The 16,449-nt window shown below is 70.2% G+C and carries 16 protein-coding genes; 11 read left to right on the plus strand and 5 right to left on the minus strand.

Features of this window, described 5'->3' with window-relative positions; all coding sequences use genetic code 11:
• The first annotated feature begins 235 nt into the window (after positions 1 to 235).
• Positions 236 to 382 (plus strand): SDR family oxidoreductase, encoded by a 147-nt coding sequence (locus ACIBH4_RS35195; RefSeq protein ID WP_362763919.1) that lies wholly within the window; start codon positions 236 to 238, stop codon positions 380 to 382.
• A gap of 717 nt (positions 383 to 1,099) precedes the next feature.
• Positions 1,100 to 1,933, plus strand: a complete 834-nt coding sequence (locus ACIBH4_RS35200; RefSeq protein WP_362763922.1) for a hypothetical protein — start codon at positions 1,100 to 1,102, stop codon at positions 1,931 to 1,933.
• 105 nt (positions 1,934 to 2,038) lie between these two features.
• Here ACIBH4_RS35200 and ACIBH4_RS35205 read toward each other — a convergent pair whose 3' ends face one another.
• Entirely contained in the window at positions 2,039 to 2,800 is a 762-nt protein-coding gene (locus tag ACIBH4_RS35205; RefSeq protein WP_362501098.1) for an SDR family oxidoreductase, read from the minus strand.
• A 489-nt stretch (positions 2,801 to 3,289) separates the two neighbouring features.
• On the opposite strand from ACIBH4_RS35205, the gene ACIBH4_RS35210 reads away from it, so the two are divergent.
• The 5 genes from ACIBH4_RS35210 to ACIBH4_RS35230 all read left to right on the plus strand — a co-directional run bounded on the left by ACIBH4_RS35210 (position 3,290) and on the right by ACIBH4_RS35230 (position 9,110).
• Positions 3,290 to 4,963: an ABC transporter substrate-binding protein gene (locus tag ACIBH4_RS35210; RefSeq protein ID WP_362763925.1), complete on the plus strand. Its 1,674-nt coding sequence runs from the start codon at positions 3,290 to 3,292 to the stop codon at positions 4,961 to 4,963.
• Between the two features lie 6 nt (positions 4,964 to 4,969).
• Positions 4,970 to 6,004, plus strand: coding sequence for an ABC transporter permease (locus ACIBH4_RS35215; RefSeq protein ID WP_362501101.1), 1,035 nt, complete (start codon positions 4,970 to 4,972; stop codon positions 6,002 to 6,004).
• Positions 6,005 to 6,087: 83 nt separating this feature from the next.
• The gene (locus ACIBH4_RS35220; protein WP_362501103.1) at positions 6,088 to 7,005 is read left to right on the plus strand and encodes an ABC transporter permease; all 918 of its coding nucleotides are present in this window, start codon (positions 6,088 to 6,090) and stop codon (positions 7,003 to 7,005) included.
• A gap of 13 nt (positions 7,006 to 7,018) precedes the next feature.
• Positions 7,019 to 8,029: an ABC transporter ATP-binding protein gene (locus ACIBH4_RS35225; RefSeq protein WP_362501105.1), complete on the plus strand. Its 1,011-nt coding sequence runs from the start codon at positions 7,019 to 7,021 to the stop codon at positions 8,027 to 8,029.
• Positions 8,030 to 8,138: 109 nt separating this feature from the next.
• Positions 8,139 to 9,110, plus strand: a complete 972-nt coding sequence (locus ACIBH4_RS35230) for an ABC transporter ATP-binding protein (protein ID WP_362501107.1) — start codon at positions 8,139 to 8,141, stop codon at positions 9,108 to 9,110.
• A 26-nt stretch (positions 9,111 to 9,136) separates the two neighbouring features.
• Here ACIBH4_RS35230 and ACIBH4_RS35235 read toward each other — a convergent pair whose 3' ends face one another.
• A complete protein-coding gene (locus ACIBH4_RS35235; RefSeq protein ID WP_362501109.1) occupies positions 9,137 to 10,435 on the minus strand; it encodes a DUF2252 domain-containing protein in 1,299 nt (432 codons plus the stop codon).
• Between the two features lie 243 nt (positions 10,436 to 10,678).
• On the opposite strand from ACIBH4_RS35235, the gene ACIBH4_RS35240 reads away from it, so the two are divergent.
• Complete coding sequence (locus ACIBH4_RS35240) at positions 10,679 to 11,422, plus strand: SDR family oxidoreductase (protein WP_362501111.1); 744 nt, start codon at positions 10,679 to 10,681, stop codon at positions 11,420 to 11,422.
• 53 nt (positions 11,423 to 11,475) lie between these two features.
• Here ACIBH4_RS35240 and ACIBH4_RS35245 read toward each other — a convergent pair whose 3' ends face one another.
• The 3 genes from ACIBH4_RS35245 to ACIBH4_RS35255 form a co-directional block, all read right to left on the minus strand.
• On the minus strand, positions 11,476 to 12,513 hold the full coding sequence (locus tag ACIBH4_RS35245; RefSeq protein WP_362501113.1) for a 1-aminocyclopropane-1-carboxylate deaminase: 1,038 nt from the start codon (positions 12,511 to 12,513) through the stop codon (positions 11,476 to 11,478).
• Positions 12,514 to 12,553: 40 nt separating this feature from the next.
• A complete protein-coding gene (locus ACIBH4_RS35250; protein ID WP_362763928.1) occupies positions 12,554 to 13,204 on the minus strand; it encodes a GntR family transcriptional regulator in 651 nt (216 codons plus the stop codon).
• Between the two features lie 276 nt (positions 13,205 to 13,480).
• A complete protein-coding gene (locus ACIBH4_RS35255) occupies positions 13,481 to 13,834 on the minus strand; it encodes a hypothetical protein (RefSeq protein ID WP_362763931.1) in 354 nt (117 codons plus the stop codon).
• 136 nt (positions 13,835 to 13,970) lie between these two features.
• On the opposite strand from ACIBH4_RS35255, the gene ACIBH4_RS35260 reads away from it, so the two are divergent.
• From ACIBH4_RS35260 to ACIBH4_RS35270, 3 genes are all read left to right on the plus strand, one after another.
• Positions 13,971 to 14,717 (plus strand): GntR family transcriptional regulator, encoded by a 747-nt coding sequence (locus tag ACIBH4_RS35260; protein ID WP_362501119.1) that lies wholly within the window; start codon positions 13,971 to 13,973, stop codon positions 14,715 to 14,717.
• A 272-nt stretch (positions 14,718 to 14,989) separates the two neighbouring features.
• On the plus strand, positions 14,990 to 15,646 hold the full coding sequence (locus ACIBH4_RS35265) for a GNAT family N-acetyltransferase (protein ID WP_362763934.1): 657 nt from the start codon (positions 14,990 to 14,992) through the stop codon (positions 15,644 to 15,646).
• A 43-nt stretch (positions 15,647 to 15,689) separates the two neighbouring features.
• Positions 15,690 to 16,364 (plus strand): copper homeostasis protein CutC, encoded by a 675-nt coding sequence (locus ACIBH4_RS35270; protein ID WP_362501123.1) that lies wholly within the window; start codon positions 15,690 to 15,692, stop codon positions 16,362 to 16,364.
• Positions 16,365 to 16,449: the final 85 nt, after the last annotated feature.

Here is a 16,449-nt window from a genome sequence, read left to right on the forward strand (position 1 = left end):
CCGGACGCCGAGCCCTCCAAGACCTGACAGAAGGTCGGCCGCCCACCTCGCGAGCGCCCGGACTTCCGGCCTGGTCAGAGCTGTCTGCCCGCATTGACGCTCTCGACTCCCAGCCACGGGATCCTGGTGGCGCGCTCAACAGCATCACTGAGACCGCCGCCGTGACCTGGGGGCGGCAGGGGGTCCGTGTGAACGGCACCACCCCCGGCGGCACCGCGACGCAGATGATCGACGAGTGGGAGGCGGTGTCCCCGGGGGCGTCGAGCGCATCAACGTGAGCATCCCGCTCGGCCGGATGGCCGAGCCTCGCGAGGTCGCCGAGGTGGCGGCGTGGCTGCTCAGCGATCGGGCCTCGATGGTGACCGGCGGCGCCGGCGCTTGAGTCCGCGCTAATCAGTAGCTTGGGCAGTTACTGAGACCAGCTCTCCAGGGTTAGGCCGGTTCGAAGGGCAGGTATCGCCTGCGTTGTCCCGCCGGATGACGCGGGCTGACCGGCCAAGAGCCGTAGCCGGTGCACCGCCCCACCAAACGTGCCCCTCGTGCACTTCACAGGGGATGTGCACGAGGTCATCCCGTTCGATGGCAGATCCGAAAAACAGCGCGTAGGCCACAGCGCAACCAAGTTCCACAGTGGGCCGGTCCGGTCGGCGCATTTCACCTGCTCCGACGACATCGGCCCTGCAGTGGTGCGTGAGATACGCGTCAGCTACGGCGATCGACCCTGAGCGGTCCCGTCGCGGGGGCTTCAGCATCGGAGAGCGCGCTGGGCGGTCGGAGAGTGAGCGACTACGGTCCGCGCATCGTACGGCGGGGTGGGGGAGCGCGGAGGTGGGTGGGTGTTCCGGCCGGCGTACAAAAGCCCGCAACCATCGCGCCCGAGCAGGCCGGAGGCCTGAAACGCCAGGGAGCAACTGAGACGGCCGGCCGGAGCACCCGCCTACCGGAGCGCGCACATCGGATCAGCCGGGAAACAACCGCAGCGCCCCCGTAACCCGAGAACACCACAGAACACGACCCGCACAGACCGACCCGCAGCCGAAAACACGGCCATAGGTAAGGTGCCTTATGTCTAATTGATACTGACATAGGGGGATACCTCATGCCTGCTTCCGCGGCCTACGTGACCTTCACGGATCCGGACAAGATCGATGACGAGAAGGGAATCGCCGTCGCCGCCTGGGCCGACCAGGGGATCACCGGTCACATCGTGCGCTGGGACGACCCCGACGTCGACTGGGCCGCGTTCGACGCCGTCGTGGTCCGCACCGCCTGGGACTATGTGGCGAGGCGGGCAGAATTCCTCGACTGGGCGCGCCACGTGGAGTCCGTCACCCGGTTGCTCAACCCGGCCGCCGTGCTGGAACGCAACACCGACAAGGTCTATTTGAAAGACCTGAAGGCGCCGATCATCCCCACCTCCTGGGGCGCGCCGGGCGAGGCCGCGGACCTCCCGCACCTCGACGAGTATGTGGTCAAGCCATCGATCTCGGCCGGAGCCCGCGACACGATCAGGACCACGGACCGCGCACAGGCCGAGGAGCATGCGGCCAAGCTGGCCGCCAACGGCCGGACCGCGATGGTCCAGCCGTACCTGGACATGGTCGAGGGCGAGGGGGAGACCTCGCTGCTCTACTTCGGCGGCAGGTTCAGCCACGCCGTCCGGCGCAGCCCGATGCTGACCGAGAGCGCCACCAAGCCGGGACAGGGTAACGACCACGGGGAGCTTCGCACCCCGGACCCCGACCAGTTCGCGCTCGCGGAGCAGGTGCTTGGCGAGTTTCCCGAACTGCTCTACGCCCGGGTGGACCTGGTCCGGCTGGCCGACGGCAGCCCGGTGCTCATCGAGATCGAGCTCACCGAGCCCTACCTGTTCCTGGGCTACGCGCCCGACGCCGCCGCGAACCTGGCGACCGCCCTGGCCAAGGCGATCTGACCGATCGCGTTGGTGTAGAAGCACGACGCTCTTGCTCAGCGGCTCCGGACCACATTCCTCCGGTGCTTCGAAGCCGAAAATGCTCCAAGGTCCGATGGCGGAGGACTACGCGCAGCCGGAGATGCCGCCGTCGACGGGGATCACGGTCCCGGTGAGGTAGGCGCCGGCGCGCGAGGACAGGAAGATCGCGGTGCCCGCCATGTCCTCCGGGCTGCCGATCCTGCCCAGTGGGACGTGCGAGGCGACGGCCGCACGCATCGCCGGGTCGTCGAGCGCGAAGGCCATCATCTTCGACTCGAACGGCCCGGGAGCGATCGCGTTGACCGTGATCGACTCTCCCGCGAGCCGCTGGGACAGGTGCCGGGTGAGCATGTGCACGGCCGCCTTCGCCGCCGAGTAGGCGTAGTTCTCCATCGCCGGCACCCGGAGACCGTCCACCGAGCCGATGTTGATGACCCTGGCAGGGTCCTCCGGGCTCGCGGCGGCGCGCAGCAGCGGCAGGAACCGCTGGGTGAGGTGGAAAACGCCCTTGACGTTGATCCCCCAGAGCTTGTCGAAGGCGTGCTCGGGATACTCCTCCAGTGGCGCCCCCCAGGTCGCCCCGGCGTTGTTGACCAGTACGTCGAGCCGAGCCTCCCGCTCCGCGACCGCCTCGAACAGCGTGGACACCCCCTCCTGTGTGGACAGGTCGGCGGGTATCGCGGTGCACCCCAGCTCGGCGGCCGTCTCGCCGACCTCGGCCGCCTTGCGCGAGGAGATGTAGACCGTGGCCCCCGCGTCGACGAACCCGGACGCGATCATCCGGCCGATTCCCCGGGATCCGCCGGTGACGACGACCGTCTTGCCTTCCACCGAGAACAGAGTCATGTTCCGCAGCATGCCGCACCCCGGTGACCTCGTCCATACCAGCCGGTCGGTGCAGCGCATCGGCCGCCCCTTTCTCGAATAAAAATCCCTTTTGTCAGCATTCGTCCCAGGGAATCTGAAAAATAATGTCGCCAAATAAAACGAGAGTGAAACAATCTTCCACCGCCCGTTGACACGCGCTGTTTGTATGGTGTGCCTTCGTTGTCAGGGAGTCACCGATCCGGAGGTGGGTACGGCATGCTCAGAAGGGGTGCGCGCCTGGCGGCGCTGAGCCTGGGACTGTCAATGGCACTCTCGACAACGGCACTTCCCATGGCACACGCCTCACCCCCGGAACACCTCCCGTCGTCTCCAAGGCACTTCCCCCCACTTCCCGAACGCCCTCCGTCTCCCCAGCCCCTCACACTCTCCGCCGCGGGGGCCTCGCAGTCGCAGCCACAGCAGCAGAAGAGGATCGTCCGGCTGGGCGCGACGCAGAGCGTGGACTCGATGAACCCGTTCCTGGCGGTCCGGGTGGTCTCCACGTCGATTCACCGCTGGATGTACGGCTTCCTCACGGTGCCCGACTTCAAGACCCTGAAGCCCGGCCCGGACCTCGCCGAGTCGTGGGAGACCTCACCGGACAAGCTGACCTGGACCTTCACCATGCGTGCCGGAGCCACCTGGTCGGACGGCAGGCCCGTCACCGCCCAGGACGCCGCGTGGACCTTCAACAAGATCATGACGGATGACGGGGCCAAGACGGCCAACGGCCCCGCCGTGGAGAACTTCGACACCGTGACCGCGTCCGACGACCGGACCTTGGTCATCACCACCAAAAAGCCTCAGGCATCGATGCTGGAGCTGCCGATCCCGATCATGCCCAAGCACGTCTGGGAGAGCGTCCCTGACATCGGCACCTACGAGAACGAGGCCTACCCCGCCGTCGGCAGCGGCCCCTACATCGCCGTCGAGCACAGGAAGAACGCCTATGTGAGGCTCAAGGCCAACCCGTCGTACTGGCGCGGCGCTCCCGGCATCGACGAGCTGCACGTCATCTTCTACGAGAATCCCGAGGCGGCGATCGCCGGTCTGAAGAAGGGCGACATCGACTGGATCGGCCGCCTGCAGGGCCCGCAGTTCCAGGCCCTCGCGAACGACGCGAACATCACGCAGTGGAACACCCAGGGCCGCCGGGCCGCCTACCTGCAGTTCAACCCGGGCGCCGCGACGGCCGACGGCGAGCCGATCGGCGACGGGCACCCCGCGCTGAAGGACGTCAGGGTGCGCCGGGCCATCCACCACGCGATCGACAAGAAGACCCTCGTCGAGCAGGCGCAGAACGGTCTCGCCGTACCGGCGGACGGTTCGATCGTCCCGCCGATGTACCAGGAGTTCTTCTGGAAGGCCGAGGGCGAGGCGGCCGTCGCCTTCGACCTGGCGGAGGCCAACCGCATCCTCGACGAAGCCGGCTACACCAAGGGCGCGGACGGCATCCGCACCATGCCCGACGGCGGACGCAGGCTGGAGATGCGCTTCAGCATCCACACCGACGAACCCGTCGAGGACAAGATCGCCCAGTTCCTCACCGGCTGGCTGAAGGACATCGGCATTCAGGTCACCACCCGCAAGCTCGACTCCAACAAGTTCACCGAGGAGACGGGCAGCACGGCCCTCTACGACATCGCGATCAGCGGCTGGTCGGTCAACCCGGACCCGGAGGAGATCCTCGCCACCCACCTGTGCAGCCGCAGGCCCACCGCGAGCGGCCAGGGCGGCGGCACCGAGTCGTTCTTCTGTGACAAGGAGTACGAGCGGCTCTACCAGGCCCAGCTGGCCGAACTCGATCGGGCCGCCAGGGTCGAGCTGATCAAGCGGATGCAGGAGCGGCTCTACACCGAGGCCCCCGTCGTCGCGCTCTACTATCCCAACAACCTGGAGGGCTACCGCAAGGACCGGATCGCCGCCATCACCCCGATCCCCGAGGACAGGGGCATCCTGTACGGCGGGAGCAGCTACTGGCCGGTCTACTCGCTGCGTGCGGTGGAGCGCGTCGCCGCCCCGGCCGGGAGCGGTTCGGGAACCGGCACCGTGGTGGCCGTCGCGGCGGCCGTTGTACTGGCTCTCGGCGCCGGGGCTTTCCTCCTGCGGCGCCGCCGCGCCTCCGTCGACGACCGCGAGTAGCAGCCGATGCTCACAACACCGCAGGAGATGAGGGACGGCACCGAGGAGGGCGGTGCCCGCCGGGCCGTGGTCCGCTACGCGCTGGGCAAGCTCGGCGGGGCGCTGCTCGGCATCGGGCTGGTGATCGTCGCGACGTTCTTCCTGTTCCGCCTGATTCCCGGCGACCCGACCATCGCCTACACCCGCGACGTGCCGGTCACCCCCGAGCAGCTCGCCCTGCTCAGGCGGCAGATGGGCCTGGATCGGCCGCTGGGCGAGCAGTTCCTGGACTTCGTGCTGCGAACCCTGCGGCTGGACCTCGGCACCTCGTACGAGTACCGCAGGCCGGTCGCCGAGCTCATCGGCGAGCGGGTGGGTCCCACGCTGCTGCTGGTGGGTACCGGGCTCGCCGTCGCGGTCGGCCTGGGCATGTGGCAGGGCACGAGGGCCGCCTGGCGTCACGGCGGTCGGTTCGACCGCCTCTCCACGGGAACCGCGCTCACCCTGTGGTCGGTGCCGACCTTCTGGCTGGGACTGCTGCTGCTCATGGTCCTCGCCGCGGGGGCGGGCCCGATACCCGGCCTGTTCCCCACCCGGGGCATGCGGGACGTCGACGCGCCGGACGGGCCGCTCTACCTCCTGCACGTCGCCCATCACCTGGTGCTGCCGTGCCTCACCCTGGTCGCCGTCGTCTACGCGCAGTACCTGCTGGTCATGCGCTCCTCGCTGCTGGACGAGATCGGCCAGGACTACGTGACCACCGCCCGCGCCAAGGGATTGCGCGACGACGACGTGCGGCGGCGCCACGCGGTGCCGAACGCGCTGCTGCCGACGGTGACCCTGGTGTTCATGCAGATCGGTTTCGTGGTCGGCGGCGCGGTCTCGGTGGAATTCGTCTACTCCTGGCCCGGTCTCGGCCTGCTGTTCGTCGAGGCGATCAGGGGACCCGACTACGCGGTCATGCAGGGGACCTTCATGCTCGTCTGCGTCGCGGTGATCGTCATGAACACGCTGGCCGACGTGGTCTACCACGTCCTGGATCCGAGGGTGAGGTCGGCGTGAGCACGAAGGAGGAGGACGCGAGGGACACGAGTGAGGAGCGGGCAGGCGAGGAAGGCTCACCGGTAACCGCCGATGGAGCCGCCATGACGTCGCGAACCGCCGATGGCGACTCCGCGACTCCGCGCACGATCGCCAGGACGCGCCGCCGTGCCGCGTTCGCGCGATTCCGTCGCGCGTACGGCCGCGACAGGGCCGGGCTGTACGGCGCGGCGATCCTGCTGGTCGCCGTCCTGGCGGCCCTCGTCACGCCGCTGGTCACCGACCCGTCCGGCCTGGACGTGACCAGGGCGACGGGAGCCAAGATGGCTCCGCCGGGCGTCGGCTTCCCGCTCGGCACCGACGAGTCCGGCCGCTCGGTCCTGCTCATGCTCCTGTGGGGCGCGCGGGTCTCGCTGCTCATCGGGTTCATGTCGGCGCTGCTCAGCATGGTGATCGGTACGGTCTTCGGCATCGCCTCCGGGCACTTCCGGGGCTGGGTCTCCGCCGTGCTGATGCGCGTCACCGACTGGTTCCTGGTGCTGCCCGCCCTGGTCCTCGCCCTGGTGCTCGCGGCCGTACTCGGCGGCGGCACCTCCACGATCATTCTGGCGATCGGGGTGACCTCGTGGGCCTCCACGGCGAGGCTGATCCGGGCACAGACGCTCGCGGTCGAGGCGAGGCCCTACATCGAGAGGTCCAGGGCACTGGGCGCCGGGCACTGGCACGTGATGACCCGGCACGTGCTGCCGAACGTCGCCCCGCTGGTCCTGGCGAACACCACCCTCACGGTCGCCGGCGCCATCGTCACCGAGTCCACCCTCGCCTTCCTCGGCGCCGACTCCGGCCAGGTGTCGTGGGGCGGCATGCTGCGCGCCTCCTACGACTGGGGCGCGGCCACCTCGGGCGCCTGGTGGTACGTGCTGCCGCCGGGCCTGTGCATCATCCTGGTCGTCCTGGCGTTCACCCTCTGCGGGCGCGCCCTGGAGACCGTACTCAACCCACGCCTTCGGAGGGCCTCGTGACCGTACTCGACCGATGGTCTCCGGGGGTCTCGTGAGCCTGCTCGAACTGCGCGACGTGGCGGTGACCTACCGGAGCACGACCGGAGACGTCCCCGCGGTGCGTGGGGTCTCACTCGGCCTGGCGGAGGGCGAGGCCCTCGGCGTGGCGGGGGAGTCGGGGTCGGGCAAGTCGACGCTGGCCATGTCGCTGCTGCGGTTGCTGCCCAGGGACGCGCTGGTGTCCGGGGAGATCCTGCTGGACGGCGAGGATGTTCTCACGATGAGCTGGGGGCGGCTGCGCGCGGTCCGGTGGGCGTCGGCCTCCCTGGTCTTCCAGGGGGCACAGCACGCCCTGAACCCGGTGCGCAGGATCGGTGACCAGATCGCCGAGCCGCTGCGGGTGCACGGGATGGCGACCGGCGCGGCGGCGCGGCGCAGGACGGCGGAGCTGCTCGAGCAGGTCGGCCTGCCCGCCTGGCGGGCTCGCGGCTACCCGCACGAGCTGTCCGGCGGGCAGCGCCAGCGCGTGATGATCGCGATGGCGCTCGCCTGCTCCCCGCGCCTGATCGTCGCCGACGAACCGACCACCGCGCTGGACGTGATGATCCAGGCGCAGGTGCTCTCGCTCATCCGCTCGCTCATCGCCGAACACGGGATCGGCCTCATCATGATCTCTCACGACCTCTCGGTCCTCGCCGCGACGTGCGACCGGCTGGCGGTGATGTACGCGGGCCGCGTGGTCGAGTCCGGTCCCTCGCGCGAGGTCTTCCTGGACGCGAGGCACCCCTACGGCAGGGCGCTGGCCGAGGCGTTCCCCACCGTCGGTGACCCGGCCTCCAGGATGGCGCCGAGAGGGCTGGGCGGCGACCCGCCCGACCCGGCCCACCTGCCCGCGGGGTGCTCCTTCCATCCCCGCTGCCCGGTGTCGCTCGTCTCGTGCGCGTCGGAGCCGGTCGAGCTCAGGGCGGTGGGCCGTACCGGGCCGGGTGGCGCCGAGGTGCCGCACAGCGCCGCGTGCGTCCACGTCTCCGAGGAGGCCCGATGACTCCGATCGAAACGCGGGACGCGGAGTTCTTCGTCCACGTCCTGTGTTCCCGAGGAGGCTCGATGATCCCGCCCGACGAGTGCGTCCACGGCGTCCCCGAGGAGGCCCGATGACCCTGCTCGAAGCGCGGGACCTGCGCGTGGAGTTCGCCTCGCGCGGGCGCCGCGCCCGCGCGGTGGACGGGGTGAACCTCGCCGTGGGCGAGGGGGAGATCGTCGCGCTGGTCGGCGAGTCCGGCTGCGGCAAGACGACGCTCGCCCGCACCCTGCTCGGCCTGGAGCGGCCCGCCTCGGGGTCGGTCCAGTACGGCGGGGCACCGCTGGCCTACTCCTCACGCGCGCTGCGGGCCCACCGGCGCGAGGTGCAACTCGTGCTCCAGGACCCCACGGGATCGCTCAACCCCCGGCACACCGTCTACGAGGCGGTGGCCGAGGGGCCGCGCATCCACCGCCTGCCCGCGGAGGCGGACCGGGTCGCCTCCGCGCTGTCGCGCGCCGGGCTGCGGCCTCCCGAGCGGTTCTTCGGCCGCTACCCGCACGAGCTCTCCGGCGGCCAGCGCCAGCGCGTCGTCATCGCGGGAGCCCTCGCGCTGGAGCCCAGGGTGCTGGTCGCCGACGAGCCGGTGGCCTCGCTGGACGCGTCGGTACGCGGCGAGATCCTCGCCCTGCTGCTGCGCCTCCGCGACGAGTTCGGCCTGTCGGCGCTGGTCGTCACCCACGACCTGGGACTCGCCTGGAACATCGCCGACCGTGTCGCGGTGATGTATCTCGGCAGGATCGTCGAGGCCGGACCCGTGGAACGGATCCTCACCGCGCCCTCGCACCCGTACACCCAGGCGCTGCTGTCGGTGCTGCCGGAGTCGCCGTCGCCCGTGGTGCTGGGCGGCGAGCCACCGGACCCGACCCGCGTCCCGCCGGGCTGCCGCTTCCATCCGCGCTGCCAGGTCCTCGCCTCGGGCGCGGCGGCCGAGGCGGGGGTCGACGGACTGTGCGCGTCACGGCCGCTTCCCGTCCTGCCCTCCTCGGCCGAAGCCCAGGTCGCCTGCCACCACGCCGAGGCCCGCCGAGGGGTGAGAGGTTAGAAGCGGGAGACGGTGACCGGGAGAGGTCACAGACCGGGGAGGCGGCCGTTCCTGAACAGGTCGACGAAGAGACCGTGGTCGGCCCTCGCCCGTGCCCCGTAGGTGTGGGCGAACTCGACGAGGCCGCGGGTGAAGCCGTCGGTGTCGCCGTCGATCACGGCCACGATCGCGTCCTCGGTGGAGAAGTCGACCAGGTCGTGACTGGACTCGTCGTCGGCCACCGAGTGCATCCTGGCCACGGCCCGGCCCAGGTCGCGGATGACCGAGGACAGCTCGTCCGGCTCGTTGACGTCGCCCCAGTCCAGGTCGGCGGAGTAGGGGGAGACCTCGGCGACCATCTGGCCGACGCCGTTCAGCGTGGTGTAGCCGAGCCACGGGTCGGCGTACGCCTGCAGGGCCCGCTGCGACTCGGCGGTGCGGTGGCCCTGGTGCTTGAAGTAGCCGTGCACCTTCTCGTCGGTGATGTACCGCGCCACGGCCGGCACCTGGGCCTGCTTCATGTAGAGGATGACGTCGTTCTCCAGGGCCTGGGTGTGGCCCTCTAGGAGCATGTTGTACGAGGGCAGCCCGGCCGAGCCGATCCCGATGCCGGTACGCAGCGCGAAGTCCTTGATCGTGTGCTCGATCTCGGAGGCCGCGGGGAGGGTCGTCAGATAGTCGCGGAAGGCCACCTCCACCGCCTCGCGAGTCTCCTGGTCCACCGGATAGCGGCCGTCCATGACGGCGAACCTGCGGTCGAAGTTCTCGATGGTGGTCTCCAGCTCCAGCAGCGCCACCCGGGTGTTCAGCCGGGCGTGCTGCAGCACCCGGTGCAGCACGCCGGTGGTGGTCTCCAGGGTGAGCGAGCCGATCGCGTCGTCCCCGCCCTCCGAGATGCCGTGCAGCTCGGAGAGATAGGAGTGGGTGAACCCGGTCACCAGCTCGCCGATGACATCGTCCGACAGCGCCTTGGCGTACCCGATGAGCGCGACGCTGGCCGCGAACCGTCGCAGGTCCCAGATGTACGGGCCGACGTAGGCCTCGTCGAAGTCGTTGACGTTGAACACCAGGACGCCCGAGGCGTTCATGTAGGTGCCGAAGTTCTCGGCGTGCAGGTCGCCGTGGATCCAGACGCGTCGCGTCTGGTCGTCGAGGAAGGCGTCGTCGGTGAACTCGCCGGTCATGTCCGCGTAGAACAGGCAGGCGCTGCCCCGGTAGAAGGCGAAGGGCGAGGCGGCCATCTTCCGGAACTTGCGCCGGAAGGCGGCGGGGTCGCGCTTCATGGAGTCACCGAATTCGGTGATGAGGACGTCGAGAATGCGCGCCGAGCGCCCATCGGTGGTCATGGTGGGCAGATTAGGTCGCGGGACCGAAATTCCGCCAGGGCCGGAGCATTACGGATCTGGAACGCACCAAAGAACCGGCCCCGTTCCCATCCGGCGCGCGAGCTCGGGCGCGGCCGTCCAAGAGGACGGAGAGGCATCGACAAACACGCCGGTTGATCATAGATTCGCGGGAAGCCGAGGGCACGGACGGGGAGCGAACGCGAAGGCGCGGTCGGGGAGTTCACGGGAGAGGCGGAGATCGGCATGGCGGTGCTCGAAGGCAGGACGGCGGTGGTCACCGGGGGGTCCAGGGGCATCGGCCGGGCGATCGTGGAGCGCCTCGCCCGCGACGGGGCGGACGTCGTCTTCGGCTACGCGAACGCCGCCGTGTCCGCGAACGAGGTGGAGCAGATCGTCAAGGAGGCGGGCGGCAGCGCCCGCGCCGTCCAGGTGGACCTCGCCAGGCGCGGCGCCGCGGAGTGGCTGATGGAGACCGCGGAGCAGGTCCTCGGCGGCCTCGACATCCTGGTGAACAACGCCGCGCTGAGCTTCACCCCGATCTCCATCGCGGAGACCAGCGAGAAACTGTACGACCGCGCCATGGCGGTCAACGCCAAGGCCGCCTTCCTCACCATCCGGTACGCCGCGAGGCACATGCGCGACAGCGGCCGCATCGTCAACATCTCCACTCTCAACACCGTTCGCCCCGCGGCCGGTATCGCCCCCTACGCGGCGAGCAAGGGCGCGCTCGAACAGCTGACCGCCGTCGCGGCCCGCGAGCTCGGCGGGCGGGGCATCACCGTCAACACGGTCTCCCCGGGCGCGACGGACACCGACCTGCTGCGCGGTACCAACCCGGAGAAGGTCCTCACCGAGATCGCCGCACTCACCCCGCTCTCCCGCCTCGGCGCCCCCTCGGACATCGCGGACGTCGTCGCCTTTCTGGTGGGACCCGACGGCCGCTGGCTCACCGGCCAGAACCTCCAGGCCAACGGCGGCCTCAGCTGAGCCGCGCGGTCCACGACGTCGAGGAGACGTCCGAGCGCGAGCCGTGAGTGGTGTCAGGTGACCCGGCTCGTGTGGGTGAACAGGCCGCTGTAGGCGTTCAGCGCCGGCTGGCCGCCCAGGTGGGCGTACAGGACGGTGGAGTCGCGGGGGATCTCCCCGCCGGTGACGAGGTCGATCAGGCCGGCCATCGACTTGCCCTCGTAGACCGGGTCGATGATCACGCCCTCCAGTTCGCCGGTGAGCCGGATCGCGTCCAGGGTCGACCGTACGGGGATCCCGTACAGGTCGCCCGCCCACCCGTCGAGGATCGTGATCTCGTCCTCCCTCAGGGGGCGGCCGACGCCGATGAGCTCGGCCGTGGCCCGCGCGATCCGGGCCACCTGGTCGCGGGTCTCCTCAAGCTTCGCGCTCGCGTCGATCCCGATCACGCGGCGCGGCCGGCCACCGGCCTCCTCCAGGGCGGCGAACCCGGCGATCATGCCGGCCTGGGTCGAGCCGGTGACCGCGCAGACCACGACGGTGTCGAAGAAGACGCCCAGTTCGCGTTCCTGCTCCGCCACCTCGTACGCCCAGTTCGCGAACCCGAGCCCGCCGAGCCGGTGGTCGGAGGCGCCCGCCGGGATCGGGTACGGCGTGCCACCGCGAGCCTTCACGTCCTCGATCGCCCGGTTCCACGAGTCCTTGAAGCCGATGCCGAAGCCGGCCGGGTCGAGCCGGACCTCGGCGCCCATGATCCGGCTCAGCATGATGTTGCCGACCCGGTCGTTGACGGAATCGGGCCAGTCGACCCAGTTCTCCTGCACCAGCACCGCCTTCAACCCCAGCGACGCGGCGACGGCGGCGACCTGGCGGGTGTGGTTGGACTGGTATCCGCCGATCGACACCAGCGTGTCGGCGCCCTGGGCGAGCGCGTCCGGGACGATGTACTCAAGCTTGCGGGTCTTGTTGCCGCCGTAGGCGAGCCCGGAGTTGCAGTCCTCGCGCTTCGCCCAGATCGCCGCCCCTCCGAGATGCCGGGTGAGCCGCGGCAGCGGATGGACGGGACTCGGCCCGAAGGTCAGCCGGTGGCGGGGGAAATCGGACAGGGTCATACTCGCTCCACGGTGGCGGGGAAATCGGACAGGGGCATGCTCACTCCTCGGTGGCCGGCAGCGTGCGCCAGGTGTCGAAGGCGATCGCCGCCGCCTGGTCCGCGTCTCCGGCGGCGCAGAACCGGATCAGCTTGTCGTGCCGGGTGAGGGAGGCGCGCCCGCCCAGCGACGAGAAGCGCAGCCGCTCGGCGCGGCGCAGCACCGGCGTGAACTGGTCGAGGACCGAGGTCAGGGCCCGGTTCGAGGCCACCCGCACGGGGATGCCGTGCAGTTCGTCGTCGGCGCGCAGGGCCGCCTCGACGTCACCCCGCTCGATCGCCGCGCGGAACCGGTCGTTGGCCTCGCGCATCGCGTCGAGGTCGGCTTCGGTGAGATCGCCCACCGCCTCACGGACGGCGAGTTCGTGCATCGCCGCCACCACGTCGCGGGCCTCACGGATGTCGCGCAGGTTCAGCGAGCTCACCGTCGTGGAGCGTCCCGGCTGGGCCACGACCAGCCCGGCCTCCGCGAGCCGCAGCAGCGCCTCGCGGACAGGGGTGCGGCTGACCCCGAGCCAGGTCGCCAGCTCGACGTCGCGTAACTGCTCGCCCGGCGCGAGGCTGCCGTCGACGATGGCGTCGCGCAGACGGTGGTAGACGTCGTCACGCAGGAGGCGTCGGTCGATGGCGGGCAGGTCCCTCGGGATGGGCATGCAATATATTGCACACATTAAACGGAAATCTTCAACCGGAGCCGATGTCGACGTGCGCCGTCGCGCCGGATGTCGTCCGGGATTCCCGTCCGGCCGAGCGCGGTGAGGTGCGCCTCGCGGGGAGGCGGGTGGCCACGCCCCGGCGGGTCCCTTCCCGCCAGGACGCGTTCCCGTGATGGGAAGCGCGCCCTGGCGGGCGTGGGGGACCCGCCAGGACGCGTTCCGCCCCCGGCGCGGCGACGGAGGACCCCGGCGAGGGATGGGGTCCTCGGTCCGCTAGTCGCGCTCGGAGCCTGTGGCGGCGAAGGCGTGGACCGAAGGGTCCGCCGCCTCCTCCGGGAGGTCGTCGTCGGGTGTGGGCCGCCGGTAGTGCCGTGAGATGAGACGGGCCGCTCCCGCCGGGTCGTCGGCCGGGTGGGACGACTCGACGCCGTCCTCATTCCAGACAAATAGCCCGTTTTTGCACCAAACGGTTAGATCGGTCATTACCGAGAGTACGGACATGCCGTTTCCGTTGCTCTGGTAGGTGTGGGTGAATCCCTGACGGTGCAACGCGTGACGCAGCAGACGCGTCGCCTCGCGGGGCTCACGCCAGGGCGCGTGCGGCGTATTCGTGCGGACCGACAGCACCGGCTTCCACCCCCTCGTAGACCTTTCGGTGGATTTGTACCAACGATTGGATGATGCGGGTCTTGGGAGGTTGGGTCAAGGGGCTGTTCCCCACTAGAACCAGATCGTCTAGTTTTGTTGGCACAAAGGGGACTTAATGGCACGGTCAACGCTGTATCAGCAGGTGGCCTCCGACCTGCGGAGGACCATCTACTCCGGTGCGCTCGGGCCGGGAGATCAGCTGCCGACCGAGGCGGAACTCATGCTCGTGCACCAGGTGAGCCGCAACACCGTACGGCTCGCCCTCGGCGAGCTCGTGAACGAGGGCCTGGTCACCCGCACCCCCCGCAGGGGCACCGTCGTGAGGGAACGCCGCCCGCTGCTCATGCACCCCCAGCGCGAGCTGCAGCCGCGGCGCGAGGAGACCATGGAGGCCTTCGCCTGGGCCGTCTCCCGCGAGGGGCGCGCGCCGAGTCAGGAGATCGAGGTCTCGATCGTGCAGCCGGCCGAGGAGATCGCCAGCAGGCTGGAGCTCTCCGACGAGGAGCTCGCCGTGGTCCGCCGCAGGCTGCGCTTCGTGGACGGCCAGCCGTACAACACCAACGACTCCTACTTCCCCCTCGCCCTGGTCGCGGACTCCGAGATCACCCGTCCCGGTGACATCAAGCGCGGGGCGAACAAGGTCCTGGAGGAACTCGGCCACCGTCAGGTGCGGGTGGTGGACGACATCTGGGCGCGGATGCCCAACAGCGCCGAGAGCGAGCGGCTCCAGCTCCAGCTCGGCACGCCGGTCGTCGTCTACATCCGGGTCGGCTACGACGAGGACGACACCCCCGTGCGCGTGGCGGTCTCCGTGCTGCCCGCGGACAAGCACCTGATCCGGTACGAGCTGGAAAGCCGTTGACGTCTCCGTGACCGCCCTGACGGGCCGGCCGCCGTTCCGCCCGCGCCGCGGGCGAGCACAGGGCCGCGCCCGCCGGGTGGCTAGACGCCGCTCTCCGCGCCTGCCCGCGCCTCTCGTCCTGGCGGGCCTCTCCGCGCCGCCTCTCCCCATCGCGGTCTCGCCGCTCACCCCAGACCCCTAGGCATCCGCCTAGCCCGGCATGGCTGCCGTGCGCCATCCCATGGTCACGCTCCGTGTCATTTCACGCACCAAACGCAACGAAGGGATGAACCATGCACTCGAACACCGCCAGTCCCACCGCCACGCGCCCGTTCACGCTGCGCAGGGCCACGGACGGTGACCTCGAAGGAGTGCTTGCGCTCCTCGCCGAGACCGCCGGATGGCTGAACGGCCGCGGCGTGCGGCAGTGGCCCGCGGACGGCTTCCCCGCCGGGCGCATCACCCCGCTGATCGGCGAGGGGGTCCTGTACCTGCTGGAAAGGCAGGCCGGGGAGGAGCAGCCCGACCTGGACGCCGACGACGGACGGGTCCGGGAGGGCGGACCCGTCGCAACCCTCGCCCTGGACGGTCACGCCGACCCCGAGTTCTGGAGCCGGGACGACGAGCCCTCCTCAGCGCTCTATGTCCACAAGCTGGCCGTGGCGCGCGACCACGCCGGTACGGGCCTGGGAGAGGCGCTCCTTGACTGGGCGGGCCTGCGGGCCCTGGCCTTGGGGAAAAGATGGCTCAGGCTTGACTGCTCCAAGGACAACCCAAGGTTGCAGGACTACTATCGGGGACAGCGTTTCGCGCATCTCCGCACGGTCGACCTGCCGCACCGCGCCTCCGGCGCCCTGTTCCAGCGGCCGGGGGGCCTGCGCGCTCGCGCGTCCGGCCTCGTGCTGCCCTTCTCGGACCGGCGCGGAGCGTTCGTCTCCGAGCATGTCTGAACCACGGCGATCCCAGGACAAAACCATCCGATAACCTCCATTCATGACCGGATCCTTACTTGAGGTGATCACGCTCGATGTGCGTGACGCCGTCGCCGCGGAAGCGGGCGGCGCCGATCGCCTGGAGGTCGTCGCCGACATGACCTCCGACGGGCTCACCCCGGCGGTGGAGACGGTCGCGGCGATCTCCAGGAAGTGCGCGCTTCCGCAGATGGTGATGCTGCGCGGAGAGGCGTCGTTCCTGGCCACGCCCGAGTCGCTGAAGGCCCTGAGCCGCGCTGCCAGGGCCCTCGCCGACGCGGGCGCGGCCGGGTTCGTGTTCGGTTTCCTCGACGAGGCGGGAGCGGTCGACCTGGCCGCCACCGAGACGCTCATCCATGCGGTCGCGCCGCTGCCCTGGACCTTCCACCGGGCGGTGGACCACGCGGCCGACATCCAGGCGAGCTGGCGCGCCGTCCGCCTCCTGCCCAACCTCGCCACCGTGCTCACCTCAGGCGCGCCCGGTGGCGTGGCGGACGGGCTGCCGGTGCTCAAGACCCGGTGCGAGGCCGGCGACGGCCCGCTGATCATGGCCGGCGGCGGGTTGCGGCCCTGCCACGTCGGAGCGCTGATGGAGTACGGCGTGCGGGCCTTCCACGTCGGCAGCGCCGTGCGGGCGTCCTGGTCGGACCCGGTCGACGCCCACCGGGTCCGCGAGTGGCGCACCCTGATCGACTGAGCCCAACTGAGCCTCGTCGGGCCGTGTCGGGTCCCGACGAGGCCTTCGGGGCGCGGTGATCGGCCGCGAGGTGGCGGGATCCCCG

The organism is Streptosporangium sp. NPDC050284 (assembly GCF_044459525.1).
In the GTDB taxonomy this organism is placed as follows: Bacteria; Actinomycetota; Actinomycetes; order Streptosporangiales; family Streptosporangiaceae; genus Streptosporangium.